We start from the raw sequence: 25,107 nt of genomic DNA, 5'->3' as shown, positions 1-25,107 counted from the left end.
AACTCATGAAGGATCAAGCTATAATTCTTCATCTTTTCAAGCACTGATTTGTATATTTCAATTTCAGTTATTTCTTCTAAGGTTTGCGGTGTCATTTTACTGGAACTGGATCGAATCTTGGATAACCTTCTGCCATCTTATTCTTCATCCAAATTTCAAATCCTTCCTTTGTTGTTTTTATTTTTGAGAGATTTGGGAGCTGATGAAGATAGGTGTTTGGCCTTATCGCTTTTGTTAAACCTTTGGTCATGGCGTCTACCCCTGCCATTATTAATATGTGCCCTATTTTTCCGGCTTTTTTATCATCTTCTTCCAAAACTTTTGATTTTATTGAGTCCTCATAATCATCTTCAATAAACCTTGCATTATCTAAGTAGTTTTCTCCTCTATAGCATACTGTTCGTATGGATGAGTTCGTACTGCTGATAGCAGGATGCATATAGTCTTTATTTAATATGCGAGGTAAATTTTCTCCTATTTCATTGCCATTTCTGTCAATCATATATATCATATCAGCCTTACCATTTTCTTTAAAAGGGATCCTTAATGCAATATATTCCTCTTCAAATACATAATGGGCCCCATCATCATCTACATAAGCGTGCGGAGGACATTGCAATAAAGCATAATAAGTTTCACCGCTTTTTTTAAGGCCATATTTTAATGGAAACCTATATTTTTGCTTATGTTCTTCATAGTGCTCACTTTCACTTTTATTGCCTCTAAAAAATTCTTTTAATTTTTTATTATTTTCTATGATTTTTATTGCCGAATTAGAATATTTATCGACCACTTTTTTCAATTCAGATTTACATGCTTCATTAAATTTATTTTTTATGTCCTCCAATAAACAAATATGATAAAGAGAGTGTTTTTCTCCATGAAATAGAACATGATATTGTTCTCTATTTCCATTCTCTTTCAATGCATAGATTATATTATTGAAGCAAAAATATTTAGTTGCATCAGTAAAAAAATTTTTATTTAAAATTGATAGTGAACTTAATGTTTTTTCGATATCTATTTCCTGATCTGGTTTTGATATTTCTTTCCTTCTAGCCGGATTGAGCGTGTTCAAAACTTGTGTAAGATATGATGCCTTATAACTTTGTTTTATTTCATCCAATACGTTTACATTAAGACCGTTTTGTTTTTTGAACTCTTCCTCTATTGATTTATCGAATGACTCTCTATTTTCCTTTTCTTTCATATAATTTTTATCGTATTCTTCTAGTGTATCATCTATTTTTTCTAATCTGAATTTTGTATTAGCTAAAACGAACAAGTTGCCAATTTCAGATGCTATCTCCTGCCCAGAAGCTGTATAAAGTTCCTTTCCCCATATTAAAGTAGGGCGTTTTTCAACAAATTCAAAAAATGGATGGTCTGGTAAGTTTATGCTCATTTTTTTCTTTGCCGGCTAATTTTCATATTTTTAACATACTGGCACATAAGCTGCCTCCAGTATTAATATATCTTTATCTGTGCCTTTATCATGAAAGATATAGTCACATAATTTAGCATCAAGATTGACTCTTTGGCGATTTTGCCCTGTTTGCAGGTCTTTCACAACAGGATGTGTATAAAGAATATCTTTCCACCCTTCTTCGCCTTTACATGACCTTAACCATAGCTGCATTTGATGTTTTAATACATGACCTGCACTAATTTCTTCATTTAGTTGTTCCAAGTAGCTTTCTCTCCATTTATGAACTCTGTTTATGACGTGTTGGCCTTTTTCGTTTAGGTTACTTGCATCATGCAAATAATCAATTAAGGCATTTATTGTTTCATCTCTGAAACTTCCATCTATTGTTGTTTCTAACTGATAATCCAGTTCTATATCGATTCCCATCATTAATATGAACGGGTCCATTTTTATCGCCTCTTTGTTAATATCTGTTGTTGTGAATAAGATGCTACAACGGGCACATAGGCTGCTTCAAGTATTAGTGTATTTCTTTTTGCATCCCCGTCATAAAAAATATAGTCGGACAATTTAGCATCAAGGTTAACTATTTGGCGATTTTGCCCTGTTTGCAGGTCTTTCACAACAGGATGTGTATAAAGAATATCTTTCCACCCTTCTTCGCCTTTACATGCCCTTAACCATAGCTGCATTTGATGTTTTAATACATGACCTGCACTAATTTCTTTGTTTAGTTGTTCCAGATGGTCTTTTCTCCATTTATAAACTCTGTTTATGACGTGCTGGCCCTTTGGATCCAATTTACTTACAGTGTATAACTGATCAACTAAGGCAGTTATTGTGTCATCTTTGAAACTTCCATCTATTGTTGTTTCTAACTGATAATCTGGTTCTGTATCAATTCCCACCATTACCAAAAATGTGTCCATTTTACCTACCTCCATTAATTTTCAATAGTAGTATCTTTTTCCTGCTTTTGATCAAAATATTTCTGCTTTATTGTTTGGAATATGGCATTATCCTTTTTTGTTATTTGAAAATATTTCTGTTTTAATATGTGAAATGCACCTTTGTCTTTTTCCTGTTTTTGATCAAAATATTTTTGTTTTAATATGTAAAATGTGGTATCGAATGTCTCACCAGACTCAAGATTACCAATATCAAGTTCTTCTAAACCAATACACCCAAATCTATTTGTGTTTTGTTCATTTAACTTTTCTAAAGACTCATTAACTTCCATTTTGTCTTCATCAGTTAAATTTTTAAGAAGATCTGTTAATATCAATGGTTTTCCTTTATCAAAATAAGCAGGTAACTCAATATACATTTGAGGAAAGCCGCTATATTTAAATGGCAGATCAACATTAACAACCAAGTGGGTATTCATAATGATGTTGTATATTAGCTCACTTATTGCCTCGCCTGTTTCAAGTGCAGTTGGAGATGTCCCTATTTTAGTTGCGAGATTATACAGCTCTTTTGGTTTTTTATTTACCTGCTGCCTAATTTCTTCAAGTTCAGATTCGTCAAAAAGATTTTTAAGGAACTCATCTTTCAATCCTTCTTCATCTTTGTAAAAAACTTTTGCCCCATTAAAAATACATCTGGGTCTTGCATGCACACCTTTAAAAAATGCCGTTGAAGTAAAAAAAGTATACCCGTATTTGTCTTTTAGAAATTCATCTATCTTTTTATCGAGCCTGAATTTATCGACGTGGGCAAAACCAAATATTTGCTCTGGCTTCAATTTTGATTTCAATGCTAATTTATAAGAGAGGATCTCAGGCAAGTTTGTTACAATACACACAACTCCCTTATAGTCTTCTGAAAAAAGAGGTGCAATTTCGTCTATTAGTATCTCGTTGTCTTCAGCTGCATCATAACGGTCTTCTCGTTCTCTCTTCTTAGCTGTCAAAAAGAAAATATTAAATTGGTCTTTGGTTTTTAACTTATATTCAATCTGTTCTTTACCAAAATATGGATTAACCTTTAGTTTTCTTATTTGCCGTTTAATATGCTCTACATCTATATGGCCTGTATCATAAATATATACTTCGTTTATTCTATCACAAAAACGCTCGTAATTTGCCGACATATAAACCAGACTATATTTTGCCACTTCACCAAATCCATAAAAAAATAGATTAAATTTTTCATCCCAATCTGAAACCTGCCTAAGTCCCGATTTCCATATCTCATTTTTTACTTCGACTTGGCTCGTTGCAGATTTTGAAATGAGCTCTTCTATGGAACCATTCATTATGCCCCCCACTGTTCTTACTATTAGATAGATACCGATAAAGAAAGGTGGTTTATATACTTTTCTGATTTTTATTACGAGAAAGCAAGTTTTTTTCATTTTTTGTTACTCATTAGTTTTAACACATATTGATTCCACCTATTATTATTTCAAGACCTCAAACAAGATACTTCATCTATTTGCTTTTTTGATGTGATTATATATTCGTTTAATATTTTTATTGCATTTGAAATATTCCCATCCGAGCTTTCTTCAATATACTGCTCCAATACATTTTTCATTCCTTTTAAGTAAGCGATATCATTCCCGTTTGCAAATTCTCCCCTACGTTCAAAATCTTCCAATTTTCTCATAAATCTTTTAATCCTAAGAGAGTCTTTAATATTGCCATTTTCTAAAAGAATGCTTCTGAGATCAATATACTCAAGGTTATCAGGGCAGGTTAAAGAATCTAAATGCGAGAGAGAACATCTATTTGTAATTCTATCAAACTCAGATATTTGATTTTTTTGTTTTTGATCAAAATATTTCTGCTTCAATATTTGAAATGCACCTTTGTCTTTTTCCTGTTTTTGATTAAAATATTTCTGCTTTAATATGTGAAATGTTTTCTCCTTAATAGGTTTTATTTTTATACCTACTAATGGCATTTCATATTCATCGTCTTTTATTTCTTTACCTGTAATGAAGGCTGTAGTCTCTTTCTTCTTTTTTTCATATACTTTTTCCATCTCTATAATCTCCTCCAAAAACAGCTTAAAATCAGAATCATCCAATAGTGCTTCTTGTTTTAAATTCATAAATCTGGTTGCTTCCTTCTTGCAGTCTGATACGACCTCTTCTTTGTTTGGTTCATAAATTGCTTTTAATTTATTGTATTCCTTTTTAAACAAGTTTTCCAGTAGTGTCGGCAATTCAGATGCCTCAAGTTTGAACTCCTCAGCAAGCTTCTTCCTTTTTTCAATCAATTCTGCGCTGTAGCCGAACCTATCAGCTGCATAGCCATCAAACTGCACTGCTTTTATTTCCTTTATCTTGCCCAAAGCCTGCTCTGACAGCTCAAGGTTGTCCTTTATTGCAGACAATTCTTTAAGCCTGCTGCTTATGTCATAGTTATTGTTGATTTTGTCAATCGCACCATGAATTGAAGCGTATTCACTGAGCAAAGACATGATCTTTTGCTGCAGATTTTTGGCTTCTTCAGTTTGCTTTGTAAGCGCCAATTCCTTACTGTATTTGCCAATAAAATCCTGCGTTTTAAGCTGCACGTTCTTCAATTCGCTTATGTCTTTATCCAGCGCACCTGTCCTCTGTTCAACTTTTGAGCTTATATCTCTAAGTTCAACATCACAGACGATTTCAAGCTTCTTCTCCTGTATGGTTTCTACAAGAGCCTTGTAATGTCTGGCATTATCCTTTAGATATGGGCCTTCATATCCATCGAACAGAACAGGATTTAGCTCTCTGAGCTGGGCAGCCAAGCCATTTTTAATGGTACCATTCGTATGATTATCGAGCTTATCAAGTACTTCTTCAAGAATCTTGCATTTGTCAATTATTTCGTCCTTTGCAAATAAAAGCTTTTCTTTTTCTTCACGAGCAGAAATAACTATTCCCTTTAATTTTTGTAAATCTGAGAGTATTGGCAAAGATATTTCTGAATAACGTGAAATTAATTTTTCTGTTGTTTCTTCACAAGACTTTGCTGCTGCAATATCTTCCTCAAGATTTTTGCCTTTTCCATTATAGTCTCTTTTTAATTCATTGTATTTATCTGTTAATTTTTCAGTTAATGTTGATTTAATCACTTCCTTATCGGATTTAAATGCGTTCATCTTCTTTTTGACATCCTCACTCAATGACTTAAGCAACTCATGGTGAACCTGCTGCGTATCAGGCAGATTATAACTGAATAGCTCTTTCAATACCACAATATTTCCATTACCCATCTCTAAAATATCCTTATCTTTGGCCTCTCTTTCAAGTTGCTTCGCTTTTGTTGAATATTCAGCTAATTCATCTTTTTCTTTTTCTAACTTTGTTTTATCTTCTTTGAGTTCGTTCAGCCTTTTCTCGTTTTCAGATTTTAAAATTCTTGCATTTCTAGAATATTCTGAATTGCCTAATGAGTCGAATGCCTGCAAAAGGCAATCAAGCCTGTTATCTTGCGGCTTTGCCAGCATATTTTCAAGTTCTGAGAGACTGCTTGGCGCTATCGGGCCTGCCTTTATTTTTTCATATTCCCCGATAAGCCCTTTATTGATTGCTTCAATTTTCTCCTGCCCTGCTGCCTTTAAATTTTCTATTGCATTATGGTATTTTTCTATTCCGTTTTGAAATATGAGTAAATTAGAATAAGGCTTGTATTTTGAGGAGTCTATAACTGAACTAAGTTTTTTCAGTTCATCTATGCTTTGTGGTGCAGAAGGCAGTTTCTGGATTTCCAGCATGTATTTATTAATTTCTTCAATGTTGAAGTCGATCTCACTTTGGATCTCTTTTATGTCTGTTTCTTTAAGTGGAAGTTTTCCAATGAGAGGTATATTTGCTAAAAATTTTTGTCTTTTGAACTGGCTAATTGCCTTCTGTTTTCTATCAATATTCTGCAGTAAGCCCGCTGATTTTAGTTTAAGGTCATTATAATCGCATTGCTTCATATAATCTGATGCTTTCTTTTTTAATTCATTCAGCTCAGTTATATTGCTTGTATCCCAAAATTGATTTTCAAAGCATTCTGCAATGCCTTTTAAACCATTTTCAGATTTTTTAACATCAGAATACCTGCTATCAATCGTTTTTATTGCATCGTTAACTGACTGCTGTTTTTTCTTGGCTTCTTCATCACCAACCCAATTGAAGAATTTAGCATAATTTTCAAGATTCTTTTTTAAGGCGTCTAATGATGATAGATGCTCATTCAGGTTTTTAAATGATTTTCCAATACTGCCCTGGAAATTGCCTAAATCTTTTTCTAATTTTGAATAAACTTCCTTTATAATTCCTTCTTTCCTGCCTTTTACTTTATCGATTAAACTCAAACCTTCATTAACTTGCTGGTCTGTAGAAGCGCAATAAAAACTTCCTCTGCATATAAAATCTTGCTCCATCTCTTCTGGAAAGGCCAATATTGTGGTTAAATCATCTAGAATTTCAGACCTTATAGATGTTGTTAGTTTTGAAGCAAGAGTTTTATAATGATCTATTACTTTGTTATTCTTTAGCCTTGCTTCAAGTCTTCTTCTGTTTACAGCCAATTGAGATGGCCCATTATCTGTTATTCCTTTGTCTACCTCGCTCTTTGTTTTTTTCAAATCCGATAAATCTCCCTGTCTGTTTGAATCAATTGCCTCATTCATTACATCTTTCCACCTTTATTTTTCCATTTCCATCTAAAGCTTCAACCTTGATCAGCAGTTTGTCCCCTGTTAAAGGATCAACTAGATTTTCTTTATAATTCTGCCATTCAAAGCCATTCTTGTCTTTATTGTAGCTTAAGCCCATCTTTGCAGTTGCATCCTGGCTCTGCTGGTTTAAGCTGTGCAGTGCATCTTCTATAGGTTTCAGATTGATTGTCATATCATTTAAATCAAAGCGCGAAGCTAAACTTTGGTTTACTGAATATGTTGAATCTGACTGCGAGATGAAATTGAAGTCCTTTAATTGAGCGAGATAAGAGCCAATTTCGTATTGCAGTTCCCTTTCAGATTTCCTCGATGCTGAAACAAAGGAGCTTTCTGGACCGCAGCTTCTTATCTTTTCTGTTAATTGTACTGATGAAATGCCATTATTGCCCTGGATCACTTTGTAAAGCTCAATTGCTTTCTTATCCAAGCAGCTGTTTTCTATTAAAAATTTTCTCTGCAGGCTTAATGGAATATAAATATCTGAGATCAAAACAGGTATTGTTTCTTTTTCATCAATTGAAATGATGGGTCTTTGAAACTGGTTAATGTGGGCAACTACATTTGACAATAGGTCTAATTTTTCAAAGTTTCTCCTATCAGTTACTCCTCCGATAAGGAAGTTATTTAATATCGGGAGAAAAGGCGAAAAGTTATTATAGGGTTTAATTGCAACATAACAGTCTGCATACTCTTTGCTTAAGTTTGAGAATTTTTCTTCAGTCATCTGCGGGAAAGCCCTAATTTTTGCCTTGTGCTCGTTAATTAGCCTGGTTTGTTCTCTCGAATAATCAAGTGAAACCAATATTCCGCGATTCATGACTTCAAATGGGAAATCCTTGCATGAAGCAGCTAAGCACGCTGGGAGTCCTTTCGGCCCGATTGATTTTGTAACTCTTTCGCCATTATCCATGACTGTAATCTTGCTTTGCTTTTCAGATTTCCATAATTTAGGAAGCAAAATTCTCATTGCTTTGTCTGTCAGAGTATGAAATTCTTCAATTGTCATTACTTTTCCATCTAATGATTCTTTAAAATAATCCCATGCAGCATCGCTTACCCTGTTGATTGCAATAATATTCTGATCTGGGAATAGCTTAACAACAGTATCAATCAAATGCGTCTTTCCTGTTGAGCTTTGCGCTTGTATAAAAGCATGGACAGGCAGAACATAATCTGGAAATCTGCTGCTGAAGCAAGACAGATAAGCTATGAGCTTTGCCTCATCTTCCTTTACAATCATCAAATCTAAAGCCTGCTTTACCTTGAACAGATAATCAGGCTCCTTTAATTTTTTAACGGCATCATTTTTTTCTTCTTCTGAAATAGAAGCGTCTTTTACAGCAACATCAACCTTGTCTTCTAAGCCGTTGTATAGCTTGTACTTTTCCCTTGCTTCTTCATCAGTCACTATTTTAAATTTTTTATGCTTTGCATCAATTGTTTGGTATGCCGGATCAACAAGAATAGTTCTTCCATTCAGCTCGACAGAGGCGCATGCATGGCATACCTTTTCGCCTCTTTCATCAATATCCACTTCGGCAATATTTGACTTCAGGCCAGATGCCCTTGCTGCTGCAACATACAGATAGCCCATCTCGCCGCAAACGCCCTCTTTTGTCTTGAATGTCTCATCTGCATTTCTATAAGTTTTGTCCCCTCTTTTGTCCCCCCCATATTTTACATAATCAACAATCATGTCAAATACAGCTTTTGCCTTGTCTTCATCTGTTGCAGCATTCTTTGTTCTTTCCTGAACATAAGACAATAAATGGGGTGACATCACAAAGGGATTGTCATTTATTGTGCTGTCATTTAATGTAATAGAATAATGGCTTGCAGCCAAAGAGCCAAGATTGCTGTTGATCAGCTCTCTGCCTTGTTTTTGTTTTTCATGGTAATTTTTTATTATGCTGCTGATTACTGCATCAAGATTGCTGACTTTTGCTGCACTTATTACATCATCACAACACAATATTCTGATTGATTCCCTGATCTCAAATGGAAAATTCTGCAGATAATCAATATCTGAGATATTTAGCTCTTTTTTTCCATAAGTTTCAATGGACTCTATATTTTTTTTGACGACTTCAACCATTGTTCTTCTTGCATTTTTAATTAATGATTCAAGGCCCTTTACTTCTGCCAGGCCCTGCCTTTCAACCGGGTCAAAAGGCTCTGTATGGAATGACGCAGCTCTTCTTATATCGGGAATTATTTCATCTGCGATCTGCCTTAATAATTTTGCATTTTCAAGCGAAACGCCGGAAACATTCAGTTGCAGAAGCTTGTTTTTAATGCCGAGATAATAATCCATGCCCGGGCTGACCTTTATTCTTCTAACTAGCTCTTCTCTGTTCGTTGTATTTTGCGATTTTTCGTATACAGCTGTTGCTTCTGCCATTTTCATTGATTTCAAAGCCCTTTAAATTCCTCCTGTCTGCTTTCTGTATATTCTTTAAATAATTTTGAGCATATGTTCATATCTATTGGCCTATAAGTTCTTATTCTGGCTTGTTTTCGCTCTTCTTTGCTCAATCTTCCGTACTCAATTGGGACTGGGCCTTCTGGGACTATGTAGTTCAACATAATTGAGACAATATTATCTATATCGCGGCCTGAAAAGTGATTCTCCTCATGAGTGTAATTCTCCTCATGAGGGTGATTCTCCTCATAAGGGCGATTCTCCTCATAAGGGCGATTTCCCTCACAATGCGCGCCAATCTTGACATAATCATCTGCAGATAACTTTACAAATGGCTTGGTTAAGGAATCATTAGTTTTAATTTGCATTAACTTTATGTAGTCAGATGATTTTACAGGACCCAATATTTTAATCATTTTTTTAGTTCTGCTCAAAACAGCTGGATCAATTGCTGCTTTTGTCTTACAATTGGTTGTCATTACAAGCAAAGTATTGCCCTTGTACCCTGTGCCTATTCCTGAAATGTAAGACATTAGAACTTGTGAAATTTCTTTCTGAGCTGGACTTGGATTAAGATCTTCTCTGCTTTGAAATACCATGTCAATATCATCAATTACCTTAAGGCTTACTTTTTTGGGGTCATCCTGCAGCTTTTCCCTTAATATTGCTCCTGATTTTCCAAACCATTCGCTTTTTACAGCACCATCTATTAGTGTAAATGAGAAAGGAATTCCATATGCTTTTGAATAACGCTGCATCTGCGTTGCCATGGCCATTGCAATAGAGGATTTGCCTGTTCCAGGCGGGCCATAAAGAAGAATTGTCCATGGTATGAGCTTTTTTTCAAAGTTATCACATTCTTCGGGATCGTAAAGAAAAAGTTGAGAGCTGTATTTTGAAAGCAGTTTGGCTGCATTGTCCACGCCGACAAGCTCAGACCACTCTGTTGAAAATTCAAGCTGCGGAGCTGCAATCTGCTGGGTTGTAAAGCCGGTAATTTCAAGCCCATTAACCTGTATCGGGCAGAGCTCATTCATCCGCGCGTCAAGGTCAGGGTATTCTGCTTTCTTTTTGAGGATGTCATTAAGAACGCTATTGTAGAAAACTTTCATAATCAAGGCTATCTCTTTAGAACTTTGAGGAACTTTGCGCCTTATTACACCGGTGCATAAATTTTTTGCATCGAAAAAAGGATTTGTGCTTGTATAATTAACACTAATTGCCTGAACAGGGACATCATCCGGTATCTGTTTGTTAATGAAATTATACCCGCTTAACATTCCGGCAAACATTGAAACCATATTTAATTTCATGTGGTCTTTTTGACCAAACTTTCCATCACTGAGTGAGAAATAATCTTTTAAAGTTTCATATACAGCACCATAAATAGCCCAGCATTCAACAAAGGAATTTAGAATAACAAGCGTATCTAATGATGGAAGGTGCAATATGTCATCGTAGTCTTTTGAAATGATTACATCTTTAAAACCATCATTAACTTCATTCCTGTAGTATCGCCTATATTTTTCAACTATGTCTGGATTTACCTTTACTTTGCTCATTTGAATCACCTAAAAAATAAAAAAATAAATTAAGACAATAGCCTATCTTCGATTTTGAATTTTAGCAGTGGTGATTCACTTTCGCTGATATAGCGCTCATTCTCTCCTGCGTAATGTTTTAGTAAAGTTTTAACATTCTCTAACGTTCCAACAAATATCCCTTCTTTTTTCCTTATTCTATCAATTATTTTATTCCTCTCGAAGATATTTTTGTCTCCTAAGTCTATCATCATATCTAGCACTTCTTTCCTTAAACTGATTGAGTACTCCACTTCTGTTAAACCAGTGCTAATTTTGCTAAGCTCGGTCCAGTAAAAGTCCTGCAGCATATATTTGTAGATCTTCTCGCTCTGCTCCGATAGCTTTCCAATTATCTTTTCTTTTTTCACCGATAAATTTGCGACCCGGTAGATATTGTCTTGTCTTCTGATTTCTTGGTTGATATTGTATTTTTCTTCCATTGATTTCTCATAGCTTATTTTGTTTGCTCGGTAATTGGTATCTATCTTCTGACTTTCTTCTACTAATCTTGCCATTTCTTTTTCTGCCTGAGAAGCTTTTTTCGCATTTTGGTATGTCCTGTTTTTTGCTTCTTCGCCCTTTCTATGAAATTCATCACATTTATCTTCAAGTGTATTAATTGTTTTTTGAGTCACACTTTGTGCTTTTTCAAGTAACGCTTTATCTTCAGTTAAACCTTGTATTTCCCTTTCCAATGCTCCTGTTGGAATGGCATCTTTAGTACTAAATAAGAACTCTTTTCTATCTCCTGTACTGCTGGCTATTTTATCTACAACTTGTTTAATATTGAATTTTTGTACATGTTCAACTACTGTATCTGCCGCTCTCTTTATCAAGCTTTTATATTCTTTTTTTTGCTGTTCATAATAATGTTTTAATGCCTCGTCATCCCCTACGAATTTTCCAGCTTCTTGGTCAAATAAACTCTCAGCAAAAATATCGATGCCGTGTTTTTCTCTTATTGTCCTTTGCACTTCTCTTTGCGCATCAGTTAAAACACCGTTGCCATTTTCAGTATCAAGTTGTGTTGGTGTTGCGGTTGCTGTTGAATTTGGTGGAGCACCTGCACCTCCAAAAAAAGCACCTTCTCCTCCAGTTCCAGGGTTTTTATTTTCTTCAGTCATTTTGTTTTCCTCCTTCTTTATCATTATCTATTTTCTTTCTTTAATTCAATCTTGTTAACCTCATCTCCCAATGATCTTTTTCCAAATTTGTACTTGATGAATTGAATGAAGTCGCAGTCGCATAAGCAGCTTTTCCGGTATATTTCCTCAAGTTTTAGGCCATCGATCAAATGCAAGCCATGCTCTTTTGCATATTTCATTGCTGATGGCATAAAGCTGCTGTTTGTAACCATTATTCCTTGGCATGTTTCTGCTCCTATTTTTCCGAGCTTGGTTACAAACTCTTCAACATCACCAAATGGAACGCTTGTATTTTCGTAATACTTGCATTCCACATAGCGCTTTGCAAGCCAGTCATCAAATGCCAGGTCAATCTGGCATCTCTGGCCGTTATTGCTAGTTCTGTCAGCTAGCAATAAGTTCCGCTGCACATTGTCCTTTCCAAGGTTTTTGTACAGCTTTTCAACAAATATTTCGAATTTATAGCCGTTTTCATTGTCTGACATCTTTAATGTCTGACTTTTTGCGAAACCTTTTCAGCCTGTGTCTTAGCAATCCTTGCATCAATCTCTTTTTCTTTTTGGTTAAGCTTTGCAACCAATTCCTGTGAATTTGCTTCTAATACCTTGTCTAGATTGTCGTCTAAGGATGTCTTAGCTACGTAAGGCTTGCCATTTTCTCCTTTGGCAACATTTATCATCCCACCTATAAATTGCGATATGTAACTATCATGCTTTCTTTCACTGTAGTCATAACCCAAATATGCTGCTCCAACTATTGTTCCAACAACCATGCCATATTTTATTATTCGCGGTATCATTTTTCCACCTCCTATGGAATATTATTTTCTCCGGCTTCTCTTTTTAAAAGCTCAATGTTCAACTTCATTCTTTGCAGCCTTGCTATTTCTGGATCATCATCTAACTTAGCATCTATGCTGCTTGTATCCCCTCTTTTCACATCATATAGGTCTATTGCTGTTGCTGCTTCATCTAATCCTTTTGCTTCGCTATAAAGCTTATTTCTCTCAGAGTTAATCTGATCTGCAGACGGCTTTAAAACTACGCCAACTCTCTGCGTAAGAGGCATCCCGCTTACAGTCTCAATTGCTTTTTGCTGCTTTTCAGAAGGTAAATAAGCCTCTTCCCAGAGTTCTTCTTTCAGTTCAGGGCTTGCAGCAGTAATCTGCACTATGTTTTTCTTCGCCTTTGCCATGAACTGCTGCTTGCTCTTAGCCTCAGCCTCTGTTCTTGGTTTTCTGCTTGCATACTTTGCAACTGTATCCAAACTTTGCTCTGCTTTTATATAAGGGTCTGTTGATTTCAAACAACCACTCGCAACAAGCGGTGTTGCTACTAGAAGCCCTGTTAATATAGTGTTCCTGACTAGCTCATACAACTTAGTTTGTTGGTATTTCATTTTCAATCGACCTCCTTCTTGTTCTATAGCTCACGCTATTTCGAATTTTATTTTTCCAAAATCAATTTAATATTGGATTAATGCAATATGATTGTGATGACGCTTTCTTTATTTTCTTGACATCCTGCTTTGTAAGCCCATCAGCATAAACTTCAACATAATACCATCGATCATTAATCAAATAATTCCTGTCTGAAAAATCACATTCTCTTATGATGGCCTCCAATATAGGCCCGCTATTGGCATTTTCATTGCCTGCTTTCCTTATCAATATTATTGAACTGATGATATTTTTCATTTTTTGCCGTTTAATGCGTAAAGTATAGCCTGCCTGTTTAACCACCCGTTGCCTGTTGCAGCTGATGTGTCAATTGGCTTATACGCCGAATGATCGTACATCCAATTTGATTTCGAGCGATCTTCAACGAGCCTGCTGTAAACTTTTTTTGTTTTTTCAATCAGCACTTCAAACATTTTGTGTTTCCTCGGTATTTTCTGGATATTCGGAAAATCTAACGATTGTTAGTTGGATTTTTTATATAAACTTATGTTGTAGTCGGAAGTACAACAGCGGCATCATGTTGTTTCCGGATAAGCCGAATCTTCCAAAAATGACTCGCACTTCAGCTCATTTGAAACATAGTGCATCTGCTTCTTTTCAACGCCGTACTGCTCGATCTTCTTCATAAAATCCTGCATATCCGCCATATACCTGAAAATGCAGTCAAGCATAAACTCATATTCGCCGTCAATCTGGTAGGCTGAGTTTATGTTTTCATGGCTTAAAATGAATTTCTGGAAATCTTCCCTTTTTTTTACGCTGAGCAATAGCTTTATCCTGATGTTGAAGCCCAGCTTTTGGAAATCCAGCAGCGCTGTGTGCTTCTTTATAGCCCCCTTCTCATGCGATCTTATTTTATCGTAAATCGTGCTTACAGGTATTTTCGTTTCCTTTGAAATGTCTACAAGCGACTGCCTTGCGTTCTTTCTTAACTGCATGATTATCAGCAGATCTCTTGGATTTAGCATTTAATTTCCCTTTTTTGTTGAATAATAGGCATTTTTTCAAAAAATATCATATGTTTTTGGAAAAAGTTAAGCTACTCTGATAGAATTTTTTATATAAAGTTATGTTGTGGTTAAGTGTACAACATATTTCTTAGATAATATGTTAATCAATGCGCATATTTTGCATTAACCAAAAAAGTTCCATCAGTCATAAATGGACTTAAGGAAGGGCCTATAGACTTTGACTGAAGGGTCAAATATGAGGAAATACTCTGGCTCTTTTTCTATTTTGATTATTGGGTCAATTTTTGGCAGCTCTATAATGGGCATAAGCGGTATAATCGGGTCAATTTTTATTTCTGGTGGCGGGATATATCTGAAGTCTGAGTCCATGTTCTCAACCTCCGTTTTTCATTGTTTTTCCGTATTTTCTGAAAATCTTATGCTTGTTAAGCGGATATTTTATATAAACTTATGTTGTAGCTGAAAGTACAACATCTCTTTTTTGGCATGACGCTTATTTTATTGGAATGTTATCTTCAATTACTTTTTGCGTATCATTATAGGGGTTGATTTCTATTTTTTGGTAATGCGCAGGAAAAGTTATATCTTGATAAACTGGTGCAACCCATTTGTTTTCATAATACCCATCTTTGACCTTTACAGTTTTTTCTTTAACAGGTAAACTGTGGCTGACTGACCAATTAAATGGAAGCCATTGTAAAACTGATCCGATTGCATTTCCGACCGGGTCTACTGTCTTCGTTTCATACTGTGGCTCCACCCAAACCTGCTCGTAATGCCCTTCTTTAACAAGCCTTCTTTCAGTTCTGGCTTCTATCTTTATTGATTTTTTATAAGTAAGTGACTGTAATTCTTCTAAAATCTTTTTAGTGGGAACAGTAGGCTTTTCTTTTCCTACATCAGTTGCTAATGCTCTTACCTTTTCTGTAAGCCCGTCGTATTTTTGATGAGCAATATTCTCTTTAATATTACTCAATCTTGAATGAAAGCGATTAATTGGCCTTGATGATACATAAGCATATGCGAGCAAACCAAAGATAGCCAATCCAATTACACCAACTATGCCTCTTTTCAACCAGCTTCCTGTTCGTTTTTCAAGATTATTGTATTTTTCTGGAAATGATGCATACTCTACGGCCTTTTTTTGGTTGACTTCGGGTAAAGGGGGAAGTAAAAATGCATTAAATGTTTCATCTGCAGAAGAAGGCGCAGTCTGAGCATTTTCATCTTGTATTTGCCTGGCTCTCTCTTCTAATTTCTTTATTTTCTCTTCAAGAGGATTTTTTTCTGCCATTTTTACCTTTCTGCATCTTCTGTTAATAAGCACTAATATTGCAAATTCAAGCTGCGGCACACCGCTTTGCATATTTCCAAGCCCCTTCTTTCATCTTTTCCAAAAGGCTTTTTGTCTACAAAATTTTTAACATTATCCTCAACGCGCTCTAAGCCGTAAGGAAATAATGCTGATACCAAGGTCGTTTTAGCTTTTTCTCTCATTTTTTCAATTTTTTCATCTACTTCATTAAGCTCTTTTTTAACTTTGTCAGTTATGCTATTGCTTTTTGCATATGCGCCTAATGCCGTATCTTGTTCCATTATTTCTTTAAGTCTTTCAGGCACGGGCAGCCCGGTTGATGGATCATAAGGCAATTCATCTACCAAAGAAATCAACGTGGCCTTTTTTGTTCCAAATTCCTCATAAATAGATGCTTCTTTTGCCTTGCTGCCGCTTGCTTCCTCTTCATGCAACTGCTTGGCTCTTTCTGCTAATTCCTTTATTTTCGTTTCAAGCGGATTTTCTTCTGCCATCTTGCCTCCCCTCAGGTAGAGATCTATTTAAATATATAAACTTTTTGTTATTGACAAGTGAAAATTATTTTTTTGCGAGCTCCTCAATTTTTTTATAAAAATCCTCTTTGAGTCTGGCGTCTCTTATTCTATATTCGCCTTTTTCTGCCTTTTCAGACAGTTTTTTGGCTAATGCTGAAAATAGCTCATGATCATTCAGTTTAGTGGATGATATGTTAAAACCGCTTTTTTGCCGGTATTCTGTCATTTCATGTAAATAATCAAGAAAAGTAGGATACATAGTATCCCATGGATAATTTTTTAAATAAGCAGATATGTCATTTGGCTCAGCATCAATATTCTTTTTCCAGAAATCTTCATTTTCTCTCAGTTTTTTCATTCCTCTTGCAAAAAACATGAAAAGGTCTTCAAACTGATAGAGAATTTTATTATCTACTTGGTCGTCTAATTGCTCTGCCTCTGTTGTGTCAATGCCCTGTTTTTTGCCGGACTGTATTATCTCTTCCAACATTGAATTGCATATAAAAGCATTAAAACACTCTTTTTCGGCAACTGGAATTGGTCCTTTTTCGCCACCGGGAAAAATCTTGTACATCTCTCTGAGCAGTTTCTCTTCTTCTTTGTGCATTTCGCTTAAATTATTAAATCTTCTTTTTATGCCAGAAAGCTGTGTGTTGTAGTTATGGTCTTTCATCAATTTTAGCGGGTTGTAATAAGATGATGATTTTTTCTCAGTTTTTGATGAAATTTGAGCCTCGGATTTTTTATGTTCTTCTTGTAGTGGTTTAGATTTTTCACTTCCCACGTAGGGAACAGATAATGTATTTTTTTTAATCTGCTTTTCATAAGTTGCAACGTGTTCTTTTTCAACAACAGGCATTTCATAAACAGGCTTTTTTACTTCTTCAACTTTGGTTGTTTCAACTACAGATTCTCTACTTCTAGAATTCCTTATACTAAAATAACCTAAACAGGAAATCAGGCCAATAGCAACAAATCCGATAATGCCCATTTTAACCCTCTTTCTTATCTCTGCAGAATGTCGTCTTTTGATTTCGTACTCTAGTTCCATAATCTTATCAATCAGTTTTGGCATTTTCTTTTGATGTGGTTAATGAAATTTCATGCACCTTTACAATGTCTTTATATGCTTCTTTTGTAGCCTTTGCATCAATTGATTGCCGTAAGTGCCCTATTTGGTCTCTAGATTCTGTTGATAAGCAGGCAAGGTAATGCAGTGCTTTTGCTTTGACTAATTTATTATCTTCATTTGAGCTTGCAAGTGCTGAAACTACATTGTGAAATAATGATCTTGCTACTTCATAATTCTTAGTGCTATAAGCAGTTCTTGCGCTTTTGAATTCAGGTAAAACAGCTGTGTCAACATTGCACTCATTAAGCACCTCGGTTTCTAAAGTTGCTGCTTTTTCCCTATAAAGCCTTGCCAACTCTGTATTTGCCTCTTTGTTAGAATTATCAATGTCATACGCCTTTTTATGCGCCTCAATTGCTCCGTCAACATCCCTATTTCTTTGTTTAACTCCACCCAGTATATTGTAAGTCTCTGCATCTGGTGAAAGCTGGAGTGCTTGTTCTAAACTATCAATTGCTTTATCCAAATCGCCATTTCTATAGTACGCAATACCTAATAATTTAAGTGCTGGGAATGAGTTAAGACCTGATAATAGGTTTATTGCGTCATCATACCTGTTTTCAAGAAGCGACAAGGACCCTTTGATAAGAAGCGCACATTCATGGTTGTAGTTTGAAGAATTTGGCGGTGTTTCTATGGTCTCGTTTAGGATGGTTTCTAATTTGCTTCTTATTGAACCAACCATCATCTTTTTAATCAGAGTACCATTTAACGCTTTTCTATATTCACAAAACAGTCTTTTTGCTTCTTTTAGTGTTTGATTCTCACCTAACTCCATTCCTGTAATGTCTCCCATGTTAGTTATTACAAATGTCCTTCTTTTTAGTTCTATTCTTTTCAATTCTTCTTCTAGTTCCAGTATTTTATCAATTAGTTGCGGCATTTTATTTTATCGGGATGTTATCCTCAATTACTTTTTGTGTGCCTGAATAGGAATTGACTTCTATCTTTTGATAATGTGATGGAACAATTACATCTTTATAAGTTGGTCCTATCCATTTGTTTTCATAATGGCCCTCTTTGACTTTTACTTCATTATCCCCCAGCCAATTATCAAACTTCTTGAAAGTTTCTGACTCGTTCATAGAAGGCGGTATCAAAACAGCAATGGGAGTGGTAAGTACCATAATAGTTCCCTTTGCTATACCTACTGCTACATTTTTTTCATACTCGGGGGGAACCCATGCCTGCTCATAATGCCCAGCTTGATCAACAACCCTTTCTGTTTTAGCTTCAACCTTAACTAATTTGGTGTAACTAAGATTCTTAACATCATCCAATAAAAATTTAGCATATGGTGAATTTTCTTTTTCAAGCTTAGCCGCCAATGCCAGTATATCTTGTCTTGCCCCTTTATCATCTCCGTATTTTCCGCCAATGATACCTTCCTTTATTTTATAAAAAACAGAGTTATAACTAACTGCATTTTTTATCCTCAATTCTAAATTGTGGACAGATTCTATTCTTTTTTCATCAACTTTAAGACCTGAATAAAGGCCAGATAAAGAAGCCAGAGATGATTCTAACTGCGTTATTTCTGCAGCATTCATTCTTTTTTGCATTAGTTGATTGAAGTTATTCTCAATCTGACCCAAGATATTATCGTACTCTGTTAATTTAGCTCCTAGTGTTCCGGCTTTTGCATTTAATGCTTGATATTTTCTCTCTTTTGGCAGTATTTTTAACGCAAGGCCAATTTTGTCATTTGCTTCATAATATTTTCCTTTTTCAAATAAACTATTGGCAGAATCAAACAATCGTTCTGCTGAAATTGTTTCTTGTATTTCGGCTATTAAATCATTTGTTCTTTTTGCCCTTTTTTTGTCGATATTTAGACCATCATAGACAACTAACGAAGAATCCAAAATTACAGGCAATCTTGTTTTTTCTTCATTTGTTATGCCGCCTTTCAATATGCTGTTATAATCTCTCTTTGCAAAAGCAAATGCTTTGTCCGCTCTTCCAATCTTTTCTTTTACAGTCTCTTCTACTTCGCTGCTCACTCCTTTATCAGGAAATACCCGAGAATGTTTTTTGTAATTAGAAATGACAGCAGTGGCAGCAGTAACAAACAAAATAAAGGCGGCTATTGAAGATCCTAATTTAAACCCCCTTTTCAAATATAGCCGCTCTATTTGAGGATTTCTTCCTGAATAAGGCAAGGCAATGGTGTGGGGATACATGATGTGCGGGTATGTTTTCTCTAGTTCTGCTGATTTTTTCTTTAACTTAGTTATTTTTGCATTCTTTTCTTGCTCTTTAATCTCCTTTATTTCATTTTCCAGTTCTATTATTTTATTGATTAGTTGCGGCATTTTCTTTCTTTTTATAAAAGTAAATATCAGATGATGCTCTGAAAGTTATTTTAGCACCGCCTTCTTTAGGCACTGCATTCAATACCTTAAAACAAAACACATCCTCTTTTTGATCTTCTTTAATAAGAACTGCATCATAGCCTTTAATTTTGGCCCTAGATAAGGCTTCTTTTCTTACCATTTCTCTCAGTTCTTCTTTAGCTTCTTTAACATCAGGACCATAATAACCACGGCCAAAAATATTGACATTGTCCAATCTATCAAAGAATGAGCGCTTAATAAGACCAAATACAGCATCAACATTTACCCGCTCACCATCTTTTCCATCATAAAATCCTTTTAAGACATCTGTTTCTCTATCAAAATAAAGTGGTGTTGTTTCTTCAGACTTATTAATTTGATTTTGTAAATTTTCTAATTCTGACTGATATTTTGTTTTTAGCTCATCAATCTGTCTTTGTAAATTCTCTCTTTTAGTTTCGTCCTGGATTCCACTTATTTCTTTCTCTAATTCCATAATTTTATCAGCTAGGTTTGGCATTCTTCCCCCAACCATAAAATAAGATAGCCAACTATATAAATTTTTTGTTATTGGTGAGTAAAAAATAAAAAGTTGTTTATATATAAAAATGTCAAAAATTTTCCACTTGTTTATATATAAAAATGTCAAAAATTTTCCACCAATCTTGGATTGGTGGCTGAAAGCCGCTCCAGTTTCAGCATATGGAAAATTTTTGAGCATGCTCAAAAACCACCTGATGCTGTAAACAATAGCGACATGCCGCCCATCTATGTTGGTGGTTTTCGACACATTTAAATAACCCAATAAAATAGTTAATCTATGCCAGAAGAACCAAAGCACTGGGCTGACCAAGCAGCTGAAAACATTGCAAGAGAAAAAGGCGAGAAGAAGCTCTATACATGCGCTGCAGGCATAACTCCAAGCGGAACAATACATATCGGAAATTTCAGGGAGATTATAACAGTTGATCTTGTTTCAAGATCCTTGAAGAATCTTGGCAAGAATGTGCGCTTCATCTATTCCTGGGATGATTTTGATGTTTTCAGGAAAGTTCCAGCAGATGCTCCAAAAAAAGAATTGCTCGAGAAGTATTTGCGTTATCAAATCACAGAAGTGCCTGACACTTATGACAATAAGCACAAATCGTATGCAGAGCATAATGAAAAAGAAGTTGAGGAAACACTGCCTTTCGTAAATATTCACCCCGAATTTATCTACCAGGCAAAAAAATACAGGAAATGCGAGTACGCAGAGCAGATAAAATATGTTTTGGAAAACAAGGCAGAAATTAAAAAAATCCTTGATAAATACAGGGCAGAAGAGAAAAGCGAAAACTGGTGGCCTGTTTCTATTTTCTGCGACAAATGCAAAAAAGACACAACAAGAGTCACAGATTGGGATGGAGCTTATTCTCTAACTTACGAATGCGACTGCGGCCATAAGGAGACATTTGATTTCAGGAAGAAGGGAATTGCAAAGCTGCCCTGGAGAATAGACTGGCCAATGAGATGGCATTATGAAAAAGTTGATTTCGAGCCAGGAGGCAAGGAGCATTCCACGCCTGGCGGATCAAGAACAACCGGAAATGAAATTTACGAGCTATTGTACAAGGAAAAAGCGCCTGTTTACCTGAAATATGACTTCATAACAATAAAAGGAACAGGCGGCAAGATTTCCAAGTCATTGGGCAATGTTGTTTCTTTAAGGGATACATTGGAAGTTTATGAGCCGAATATTGTAAGATGGCTGTTTGCCGGAACAAGGCCGGATGCAGAATTTGCAATAAGCTTTGATTTGGATGTTCTGAAGCTTTATGAGGATTTTGACAGGGTGGAAAGGATTTATTTTGATGCTGAAGATGTAAAGGACCAAAAAGAAGCAAAGAAGCAAAAAAGAATCTATGAATTAAGCGTTACAGAATTGCCAAAGAAGCTGCCTCTACAGGCTCAATTCAGGCATCTGGCAACTCTGCTGCAGATTTATGACAATGATTTTAACAGGATAAAAGAGATTTACAGTAAAGAAATTAAAGATGAGCATGATCTGAAAAAGTTAAAAAACAGAGCTGATTGCGTCTGGAACTGGCTGCAGAAATATGCCCCTGAAGAATTTAAGTTTAAAGTGCAGAATGATTTGAATGCTAAGCTGAACGAAAAAGAGAAGGAAGCATTATTGCTGTTGAAAGACAGATTAGAGAAAAATAAATATGACGACCAGACATTATTTGAAGAATTTTATAATATCTGCAAGGAAGTGAACATTGACAATAAAGAATTCTTTAAAGCAGCCTACAGGGTTTTGATTAACAAGGAAAGAGGGCCGAAATTGGCTAATTTTATCCTGACATTGGGAAAAGAAAGAGTTGTTGGATTGCTGAATAAGGTTTAAAAAATCTGCCGCTGGCGGGATTTGAACGCGCGACCTCCGGATTTCTTAGCTGTCATCGCCTTTCGGCTCCATACTCATTATGCAGTGCATATGAGTCCGGCGCAATAGGCCAGGCTATGCTACAGCGGCATTAAGAGCAAGATTTTTTATTGGTTTTATAAAGATTTAGTTTTTCAGAACTAAGAAATCATAAAAATCCAACAATCTTCTTTTTTATCTCTTCCATCTCCCCTTCTTCATACTTTCCCTGCGGCCACAGCTTCAGGCCGTCATTCTCATAGCGCGGCATAATATGAAAATGCGCATGCGGAACAACCTGTCCTGCTGCCTTGTAGTTTGACATTCCTAATGAAATTCCATCTGCATTCACGCCTTTCTTAACTGCAGACGCTATTTTTTTAGCAGCAACTACGAGCTTTTTTAATAATTCATCTGGAACGTCCAGCATAGTTTCATGATGCTCTTTTGGGATAACCAATGTATGGCCTTTATGAACCGGAAAAAGGTCCAGGAAAGCCAAAACATCTTTGTCTTCATATATTCTGCTTGACGGGATTTCTCCTTTGACAATTTTGCAGAAAATGCAGTTATTTTCCATTTTGATCGCCTTTGCTTATCAGCCATTCAGCTAATCTTGTAAATGCCTTCACGCGATGCGATATTTCTCTTTTGAGATCATGCATCTTTGCCCATACTTCATCATATCCTTCAGGTATAAAAATCCTTTCATAAGGCATTATATCGTCGCCTACATTATAAACCTTATCCGATATTTTTCCTTCGCATTTTGCCTCAAAAACTATTGGCTTTTTTCCGGACTCGCAGTATGCTGCTGCTGTTTTGAAATAAGCTGACCTGTCCTTGCCTTCCAATAGCTTGAAAATCCCCTCATAGCCAATGCTCTGGAAAACGAATTTTGGATGCGCTCCTGGAAAGTTCCTGTAAGCATTGAAATAAACGCCTGTATCGTCAACTATTATTGGCTTTTTATGCTTATTAGCCAAAAATTCAGCTGCCTTTTTGGCAACTTCAGCGATTTCATCTGACTTGTCTTCAGGCTTGTCTTCCTGTATCTGCTCTATTTCAATCTTAAATTTATCAAAAACCTCCTTGACTTCAGCGAATTTATGCCTGTTGTTTGTTACAAAGAAGAGTTTCATTTTTTGGTTTTTTGCTTCTTTAGATTAGGGCAGTACTTTGTTAAAATAAATAATTGCGAAATAAAAAAGGAGGAATATAATTTTTTTGAATTAAAAAAAAATTTTCTAAATAAATCATAGAAATTAAGAAAAAACATCTTTCTGGCATTTAAATTCTCTCTTTGTTTTCTTGAAAAAAATTCTATTTTTTTAGGAGGGTTCCCTTCCCAGTAACCAATTATTGTAAAATTTAAGTTTTTCAAGAAAGAGGTAAAACTATTTTTACTCCAAAAATTTATATGTCCGTCTGAATTTCTCATGCCCAATAATCTTATAAAATTTCTTATGGGGGTATTTTCTAATGGGATTTTTATAATTTGGTACTTAGCTATCCTTTTAACCTCTTCTAATATTTGTTTCTGGTTGGGAACATGTTCTAATACATCTATTAAAAGAACTACATCTACCGCCTTATTAAATTCAGATAAATTCTTCATCTTGCAGTATTTAGCTACAGGAAAATGTTTTTTCGCAGATCTGATCATAGAAGAAGAGATGTCAACCCCATAGCATTTATTTATATTAAGCGAAAGACTTAATTTCTTTAATATATATGCGGGACCACATCCAAAATCAAGTATGCTGTTAAATTTTAATTCCGGAAATTTTGAAAGTAAGCTTAATATTTTTTTTGTTTTCCATTCCGAAGCTAAAAGTTCATATTTTTTCCTTCCATTAGCTAACCAAGAATTACCATAGTCTTCATAAAATCTGTTTTCTGTTTTTTGGCTCATTTCAACCTTGTTTCTCCCTTATAATGCCTGCCTTTTCAAGGATCGTAGCTATTACTGTATCTGCTATTTTTTCTACGTCATGCGCAGTTCTTTTTCTGTGCTTTAATTCTCCGAGGCAAACTTCTTTTATTCTTAAGCTTTGCTTTACTGCATCCACCAGTATGCTTATATCAATGCCGTAATCATTTCTGAACTCTATGCGCTCAAAAAATCTTTTTCTGGCAGCTATCTGGCCGCTTACAGGATGTGTAAAGCCGGTTGCCGAGAAAAGATGCTTAAGCAGGGGCTTGTAAAGGAAAATGCTTGTTCCGGTCTTCGACTTATACTGGGAAAAATATGATTTTACAAAATCTGCCTCATTTTTCAAGATAGGATCAATCAGCATATTTGCTTTTTGAGGAGTCAATGATTCAATATCAGCATCAATAAAAACAATTATGTTTCCTTTTGCGTTTTCAACTCCGGTGCGCATTGCCGCGCCTTTCCCCATATTCCTTTTATGTTTAATTACCTTAACTCCGCTAAGCTTCGCTTTTTCATAGGTTTTGTCTTTGCTTCCATCATCAACTACGATTATTTCATTAACTCTTGATTTTTTGATTGTTTCTATGACTTTAGTTATAGTCTTTTCTTCATTATAGGCTGGAATGACTGCGCTGACAAAATCTTTATGGAATATGCTGTATAAATTCTGAAAAAATTCATTAACCATCTCAAAAATATTACCCCGTTTCATCATAAATGCAAAAAAATCAGGAATATATAAATCTAACGCAAACTTTATATATGTTATTGATTGTAATGTTCTTGATAA

General features: G+C 35.3%; 26 protein-coding genes and 1 tRNA gene. 1 reads left to right on the top strand and 26 read right to left on the bottom strand.

The genetic code is table 11. From position 1 onward, the window contains the following. Positions 1-91: 91 nt before the first annotated feature. From HYU07_05115 to HYU07_05015, 21 genes are all read right to left on the bottom strand, one after another. On the bottom strand, positions 92-1,405 hold the full coding sequence (locus HYU07_05115; GenBank protein ID MBI2129594.1) for a hypothetical protein: 1,314 nt from the start codon (positions 1,403-1,405) through the stop codon (positions 92-94). Between the two features lie 30 nt (positions 1,406-1,435). Then, on the bottom strand, positions 1,436-1,876 hold the full coding sequence (locus HYU07_05110) for a hypothetical protein (protein MBI2129593.1): 441 nt from the start codon (positions 1,874-1,876) through the stop codon (positions 1,436-1,438). A 2-nt stretch (positions 1,877-1,878) separates the two neighbouring features. Then, positions 1,879-2,358 (bottom strand): hypothetical protein, encoded by a 480-nt coding sequence (locus HYU07_05105; GenBank protein ID MBI2129592.1) that lies wholly within the window; start codon positions 2,356-2,358, stop codon positions 1,879-1,881. A gap of 14 nt (positions 2,359-2,372) precedes the next feature. Further along, positions 2,373-3,788: a hypothetical protein gene (locus tag HYU07_05100; GenBank protein ID MBI2129591.1), complete on the bottom strand. Its 1,416-nt coding sequence runs from the start codon at positions 3,786-3,788 to the stop codon at positions 2,373-2,375. A gap of 50 nt (positions 3,789-3,838) precedes the next feature. Beyond that, complete coding sequence (locus HYU07_05095; GenBank protein MBI2129590.1) at positions 3,839-7,045, bottom strand: hypothetical protein; 3,207 nt, start codon at positions 7,043-7,045, stop codon at positions 3,839-3,841. Further along, positions 7,038-9,494: a transglutaminase domain-containing protein gene (locus HYU07_05090; GenBank protein MBI2129589.1), complete on the bottom strand. Its 2,457-nt coding sequence runs from the start codon at positions 9,492-9,494 to the stop codon at positions 7,038-7,040. The genes HYU07_05095 and HYU07_05090 overlap by 8 nt, the downstream gene beginning before the upstream one ends. An 11-nt stretch (positions 9,495-9,505) precedes the next feature. Then, positions 9,506-11,077 carry an AAA family ATPase gene (locus HYU07_05085; GenBank protein MBI2129588.1) on the bottom strand — a complete coding sequence of 524 codons (1,572 nt, stop codon included), beginning with the start codon at positions 11,075-11,077 and terminating at the stop codon, positions 9,506-9,508. 29 nt (positions 11,078-11,106) lie between these two features. Further along, the gene (locus HYU07_05080; protein MBI2129587.1) at positions 11,107-12,222 is read right to left on the bottom strand and encodes a hypothetical protein; all 1,116 of its coding nucleotides are present in this window, start codon (positions 12,220-12,222) and stop codon (positions 11,107-11,109) included. 23 nt (positions 12,223-12,245) lie between these two features. Beyond that, positions 12,246-12,728 (bottom strand): restriction endonuclease, encoded by a 483-nt coding sequence (locus HYU07_05075; protein ID MBI2129586.1) that lies wholly within the window; start codon positions 12,726-12,728, stop codon positions 12,246-12,248. A gap of 2 nt (positions 12,729-12,730) precedes the next feature. Continuing rightward, the gene (locus tag HYU07_05070) at positions 12,731-13,042 is read right to left on the bottom strand and encodes a hypothetical protein (GenBank protein ID MBI2129585.1); all 312 of its coding nucleotides are present in this window, start codon (positions 13,040-13,042) and stop codon (positions 12,731-12,733) included. Positions 13,043-13,053: 11 nt separating this feature from the next. Continuing rightward, positions 13,054-13,641, bottom strand: coding sequence for a hypothetical protein (locus HYU07_05065; protein MBI2129584.1), 588 nt, complete (start codon positions 13,639-13,641; stop codon positions 13,054-13,056). A 61-nt stretch (positions 13,642-13,702) separates the two neighbouring features. After that, the gene (locus tag HYU07_05060; GenBank protein ID MBI2129583.1) at positions 13,703-13,939 is read right to left on the bottom strand and encodes a hypothetical protein; all 237 of its coding nucleotides are present in this window, start codon (positions 13,937-13,939) and stop codon (positions 13,703-13,705) included. Next, positions 13,936-14,115 (bottom strand): hypothetical protein, encoded by a 180-nt coding sequence (locus HYU07_05055; protein MBI2129582.1) that lies wholly within the window; start codon positions 14,113-14,115, stop codon positions 13,936-13,938. The genes HYU07_05060 and HYU07_05055 overlap by 4 nt, the downstream gene beginning before the upstream one ends. 102 nt (positions 14,116-14,217) lie before the next feature. Further along, positions 14,218-14,670, bottom strand: a complete 453-nt coding sequence (locus HYU07_05050) for an Lrp/AsnC family transcriptional regulator (GenBank protein MBI2129581.1) — start codon at positions 14,668-14,670, stop codon at positions 14,218-14,220. 183 nt (positions 14,671-14,853) lie between these two features. Then, positions 14,854-15,042: a hypothetical protein gene (locus tag HYU07_05045; protein ID MBI2129580.1), complete on the bottom strand. Its 189-nt coding sequence runs from the start codon at positions 15,040-15,042 to the stop codon at positions 14,854-14,856. A gap of 124 nt (positions 15,043-15,166) precedes the next feature. After that, positions 15,167-15,967 carry a hypothetical protein gene (locus HYU07_05040; GenBank protein MBI2129579.1) on the bottom strand — a complete coding sequence of 267 codons (801 nt, stop codon included), beginning with the start codon at positions 15,965-15,967 and terminating at the stop codon, positions 15,167-15,169. A gap of 32 nt (positions 15,968-15,999) precedes the next feature. After that, the gene (locus HYU07_05035; GenBank protein ID MBI2129578.1) at positions 16,000-16,482 is read right to left on the bottom strand and encodes a hypothetical protein; all 483 of its coding nucleotides are present in this window, start codon (positions 16,480-16,482) and stop codon (positions 16,000-16,002) included. A gap of 64 nt (positions 16,483-16,546) precedes the next feature. After that, positions 16,547-17,578 carry a hypothetical protein gene (locus HYU07_05030; GenBank protein ID MBI2129577.1) on the bottom strand — a complete coding sequence of 344 codons (1,032 nt, stop codon included), beginning with the start codon at positions 17,576-17,578 and terminating at the stop codon, positions 16,547-16,549. Next, complete coding sequence (locus HYU07_05025; GenBank protein MBI2129576.1) at positions 17,562-18,518, bottom strand: tetratricopeptide repeat protein; 957 nt, start codon at positions 18,516-18,518, stop codon at positions 17,562-17,564. The genes HYU07_05030 and HYU07_05025 overlap by 17 nt, the downstream gene beginning before the upstream one ends. 1 nt (position 18,519) lies before the next feature. Beyond that, entirely contained in the window at positions 18,520-19,950 is a 1,431-nt protein-coding gene (locus HYU07_05020) for a hypothetical protein (protein MBI2129575.1), read from the bottom strand. After that, positions 19,931-20,692: a hypothetical protein gene (locus HYU07_05015; protein ID MBI2129574.1), complete on the bottom strand. Its 762-nt coding sequence runs from the start codon at positions 20,690-20,692 to the stop codon at positions 19,931-19,933. Before HYU07_05015 ends, HYU07_05020 begins: the two co-directional genes overlap by 20 nt. A 99-nt stretch (positions 20,693-20,791) precedes the next feature. On the opposite strand from HYU07_05015, the gene HYU07_05010 reads away from it, so the two are divergent. After that, the gene (locus HYU07_05010; protein ID MBI2129573.1) at positions 20,792-22,360 is read left to right on the top strand and encodes a lysine--tRNA ligase; all 1,569 of its coding nucleotides are present in this window, start codon (positions 20,792-20,794) and stop codon (positions 22,358-22,360) included. Positions 22,361-22,366: 6 nt separating this feature from the next. Here the strand turns inward: HYU07_05010 and HYU07_05005 are convergent. The 5 genes from HYU07_05005 to HYU07_04985 form a co-directional block, all read right to left on the bottom strand. Continuing rightward, positions 22,367-22,489, bottom strand: a tRNA-Met gene (locus HYU07_05005). A gap of 58 nt (positions 22,490-22,547) precedes the next feature. Further along, a complete protein-coding gene (locus HYU07_05000; GenBank protein MBI2129572.1) occupies positions 22,548-22,958 on the bottom strand; it encodes an HIT family protein in 411 nt (136 codons plus the stop codon). Next, complete coding sequence (locus HYU07_04995) at positions 22,948-23,520, bottom strand: non-canonical purine NTP pyrophosphatase (GenBank protein ID MBI2129571.1); 573 nt, start codon at positions 23,518-23,520, stop codon at positions 22,948-22,950. Before HYU07_04995 ends, HYU07_05000 begins: the two co-directional genes overlap by 11 nt. After that, entirely contained in the window at positions 23,517-24,293 is a 777-nt protein-coding gene (locus HYU07_04990; GenBank protein ID MBI2129570.1) for a class I SAM-dependent methyltransferase, read from the bottom strand. The genes HYU07_04995 and HYU07_04990 overlap by 4 nt, the downstream gene beginning before the upstream one ends. 1 nt (position 24,294) lies before the next feature. Further along, entirely contained in the window at positions 24,295-25,032 is a 738-nt protein-coding gene (locus HYU07_04985) for a glycosyltransferase (protein MBI2129569.1), read from the bottom strand. Between the last annotated feature and the right edge of the window lie 75 nt (positions 25,033-25,107).

The organism is Candidatus Woesearchaeota archaeon (assembly GCA_016180285.1).
GTDB lineage: Archaea > Nanobdellota > Nanobdellia > Woesearchaeales > JACPBO01 > JACPBO01.
This window is presented reverse-complemented; position numbering and strand designations above follow the sequence as displayed.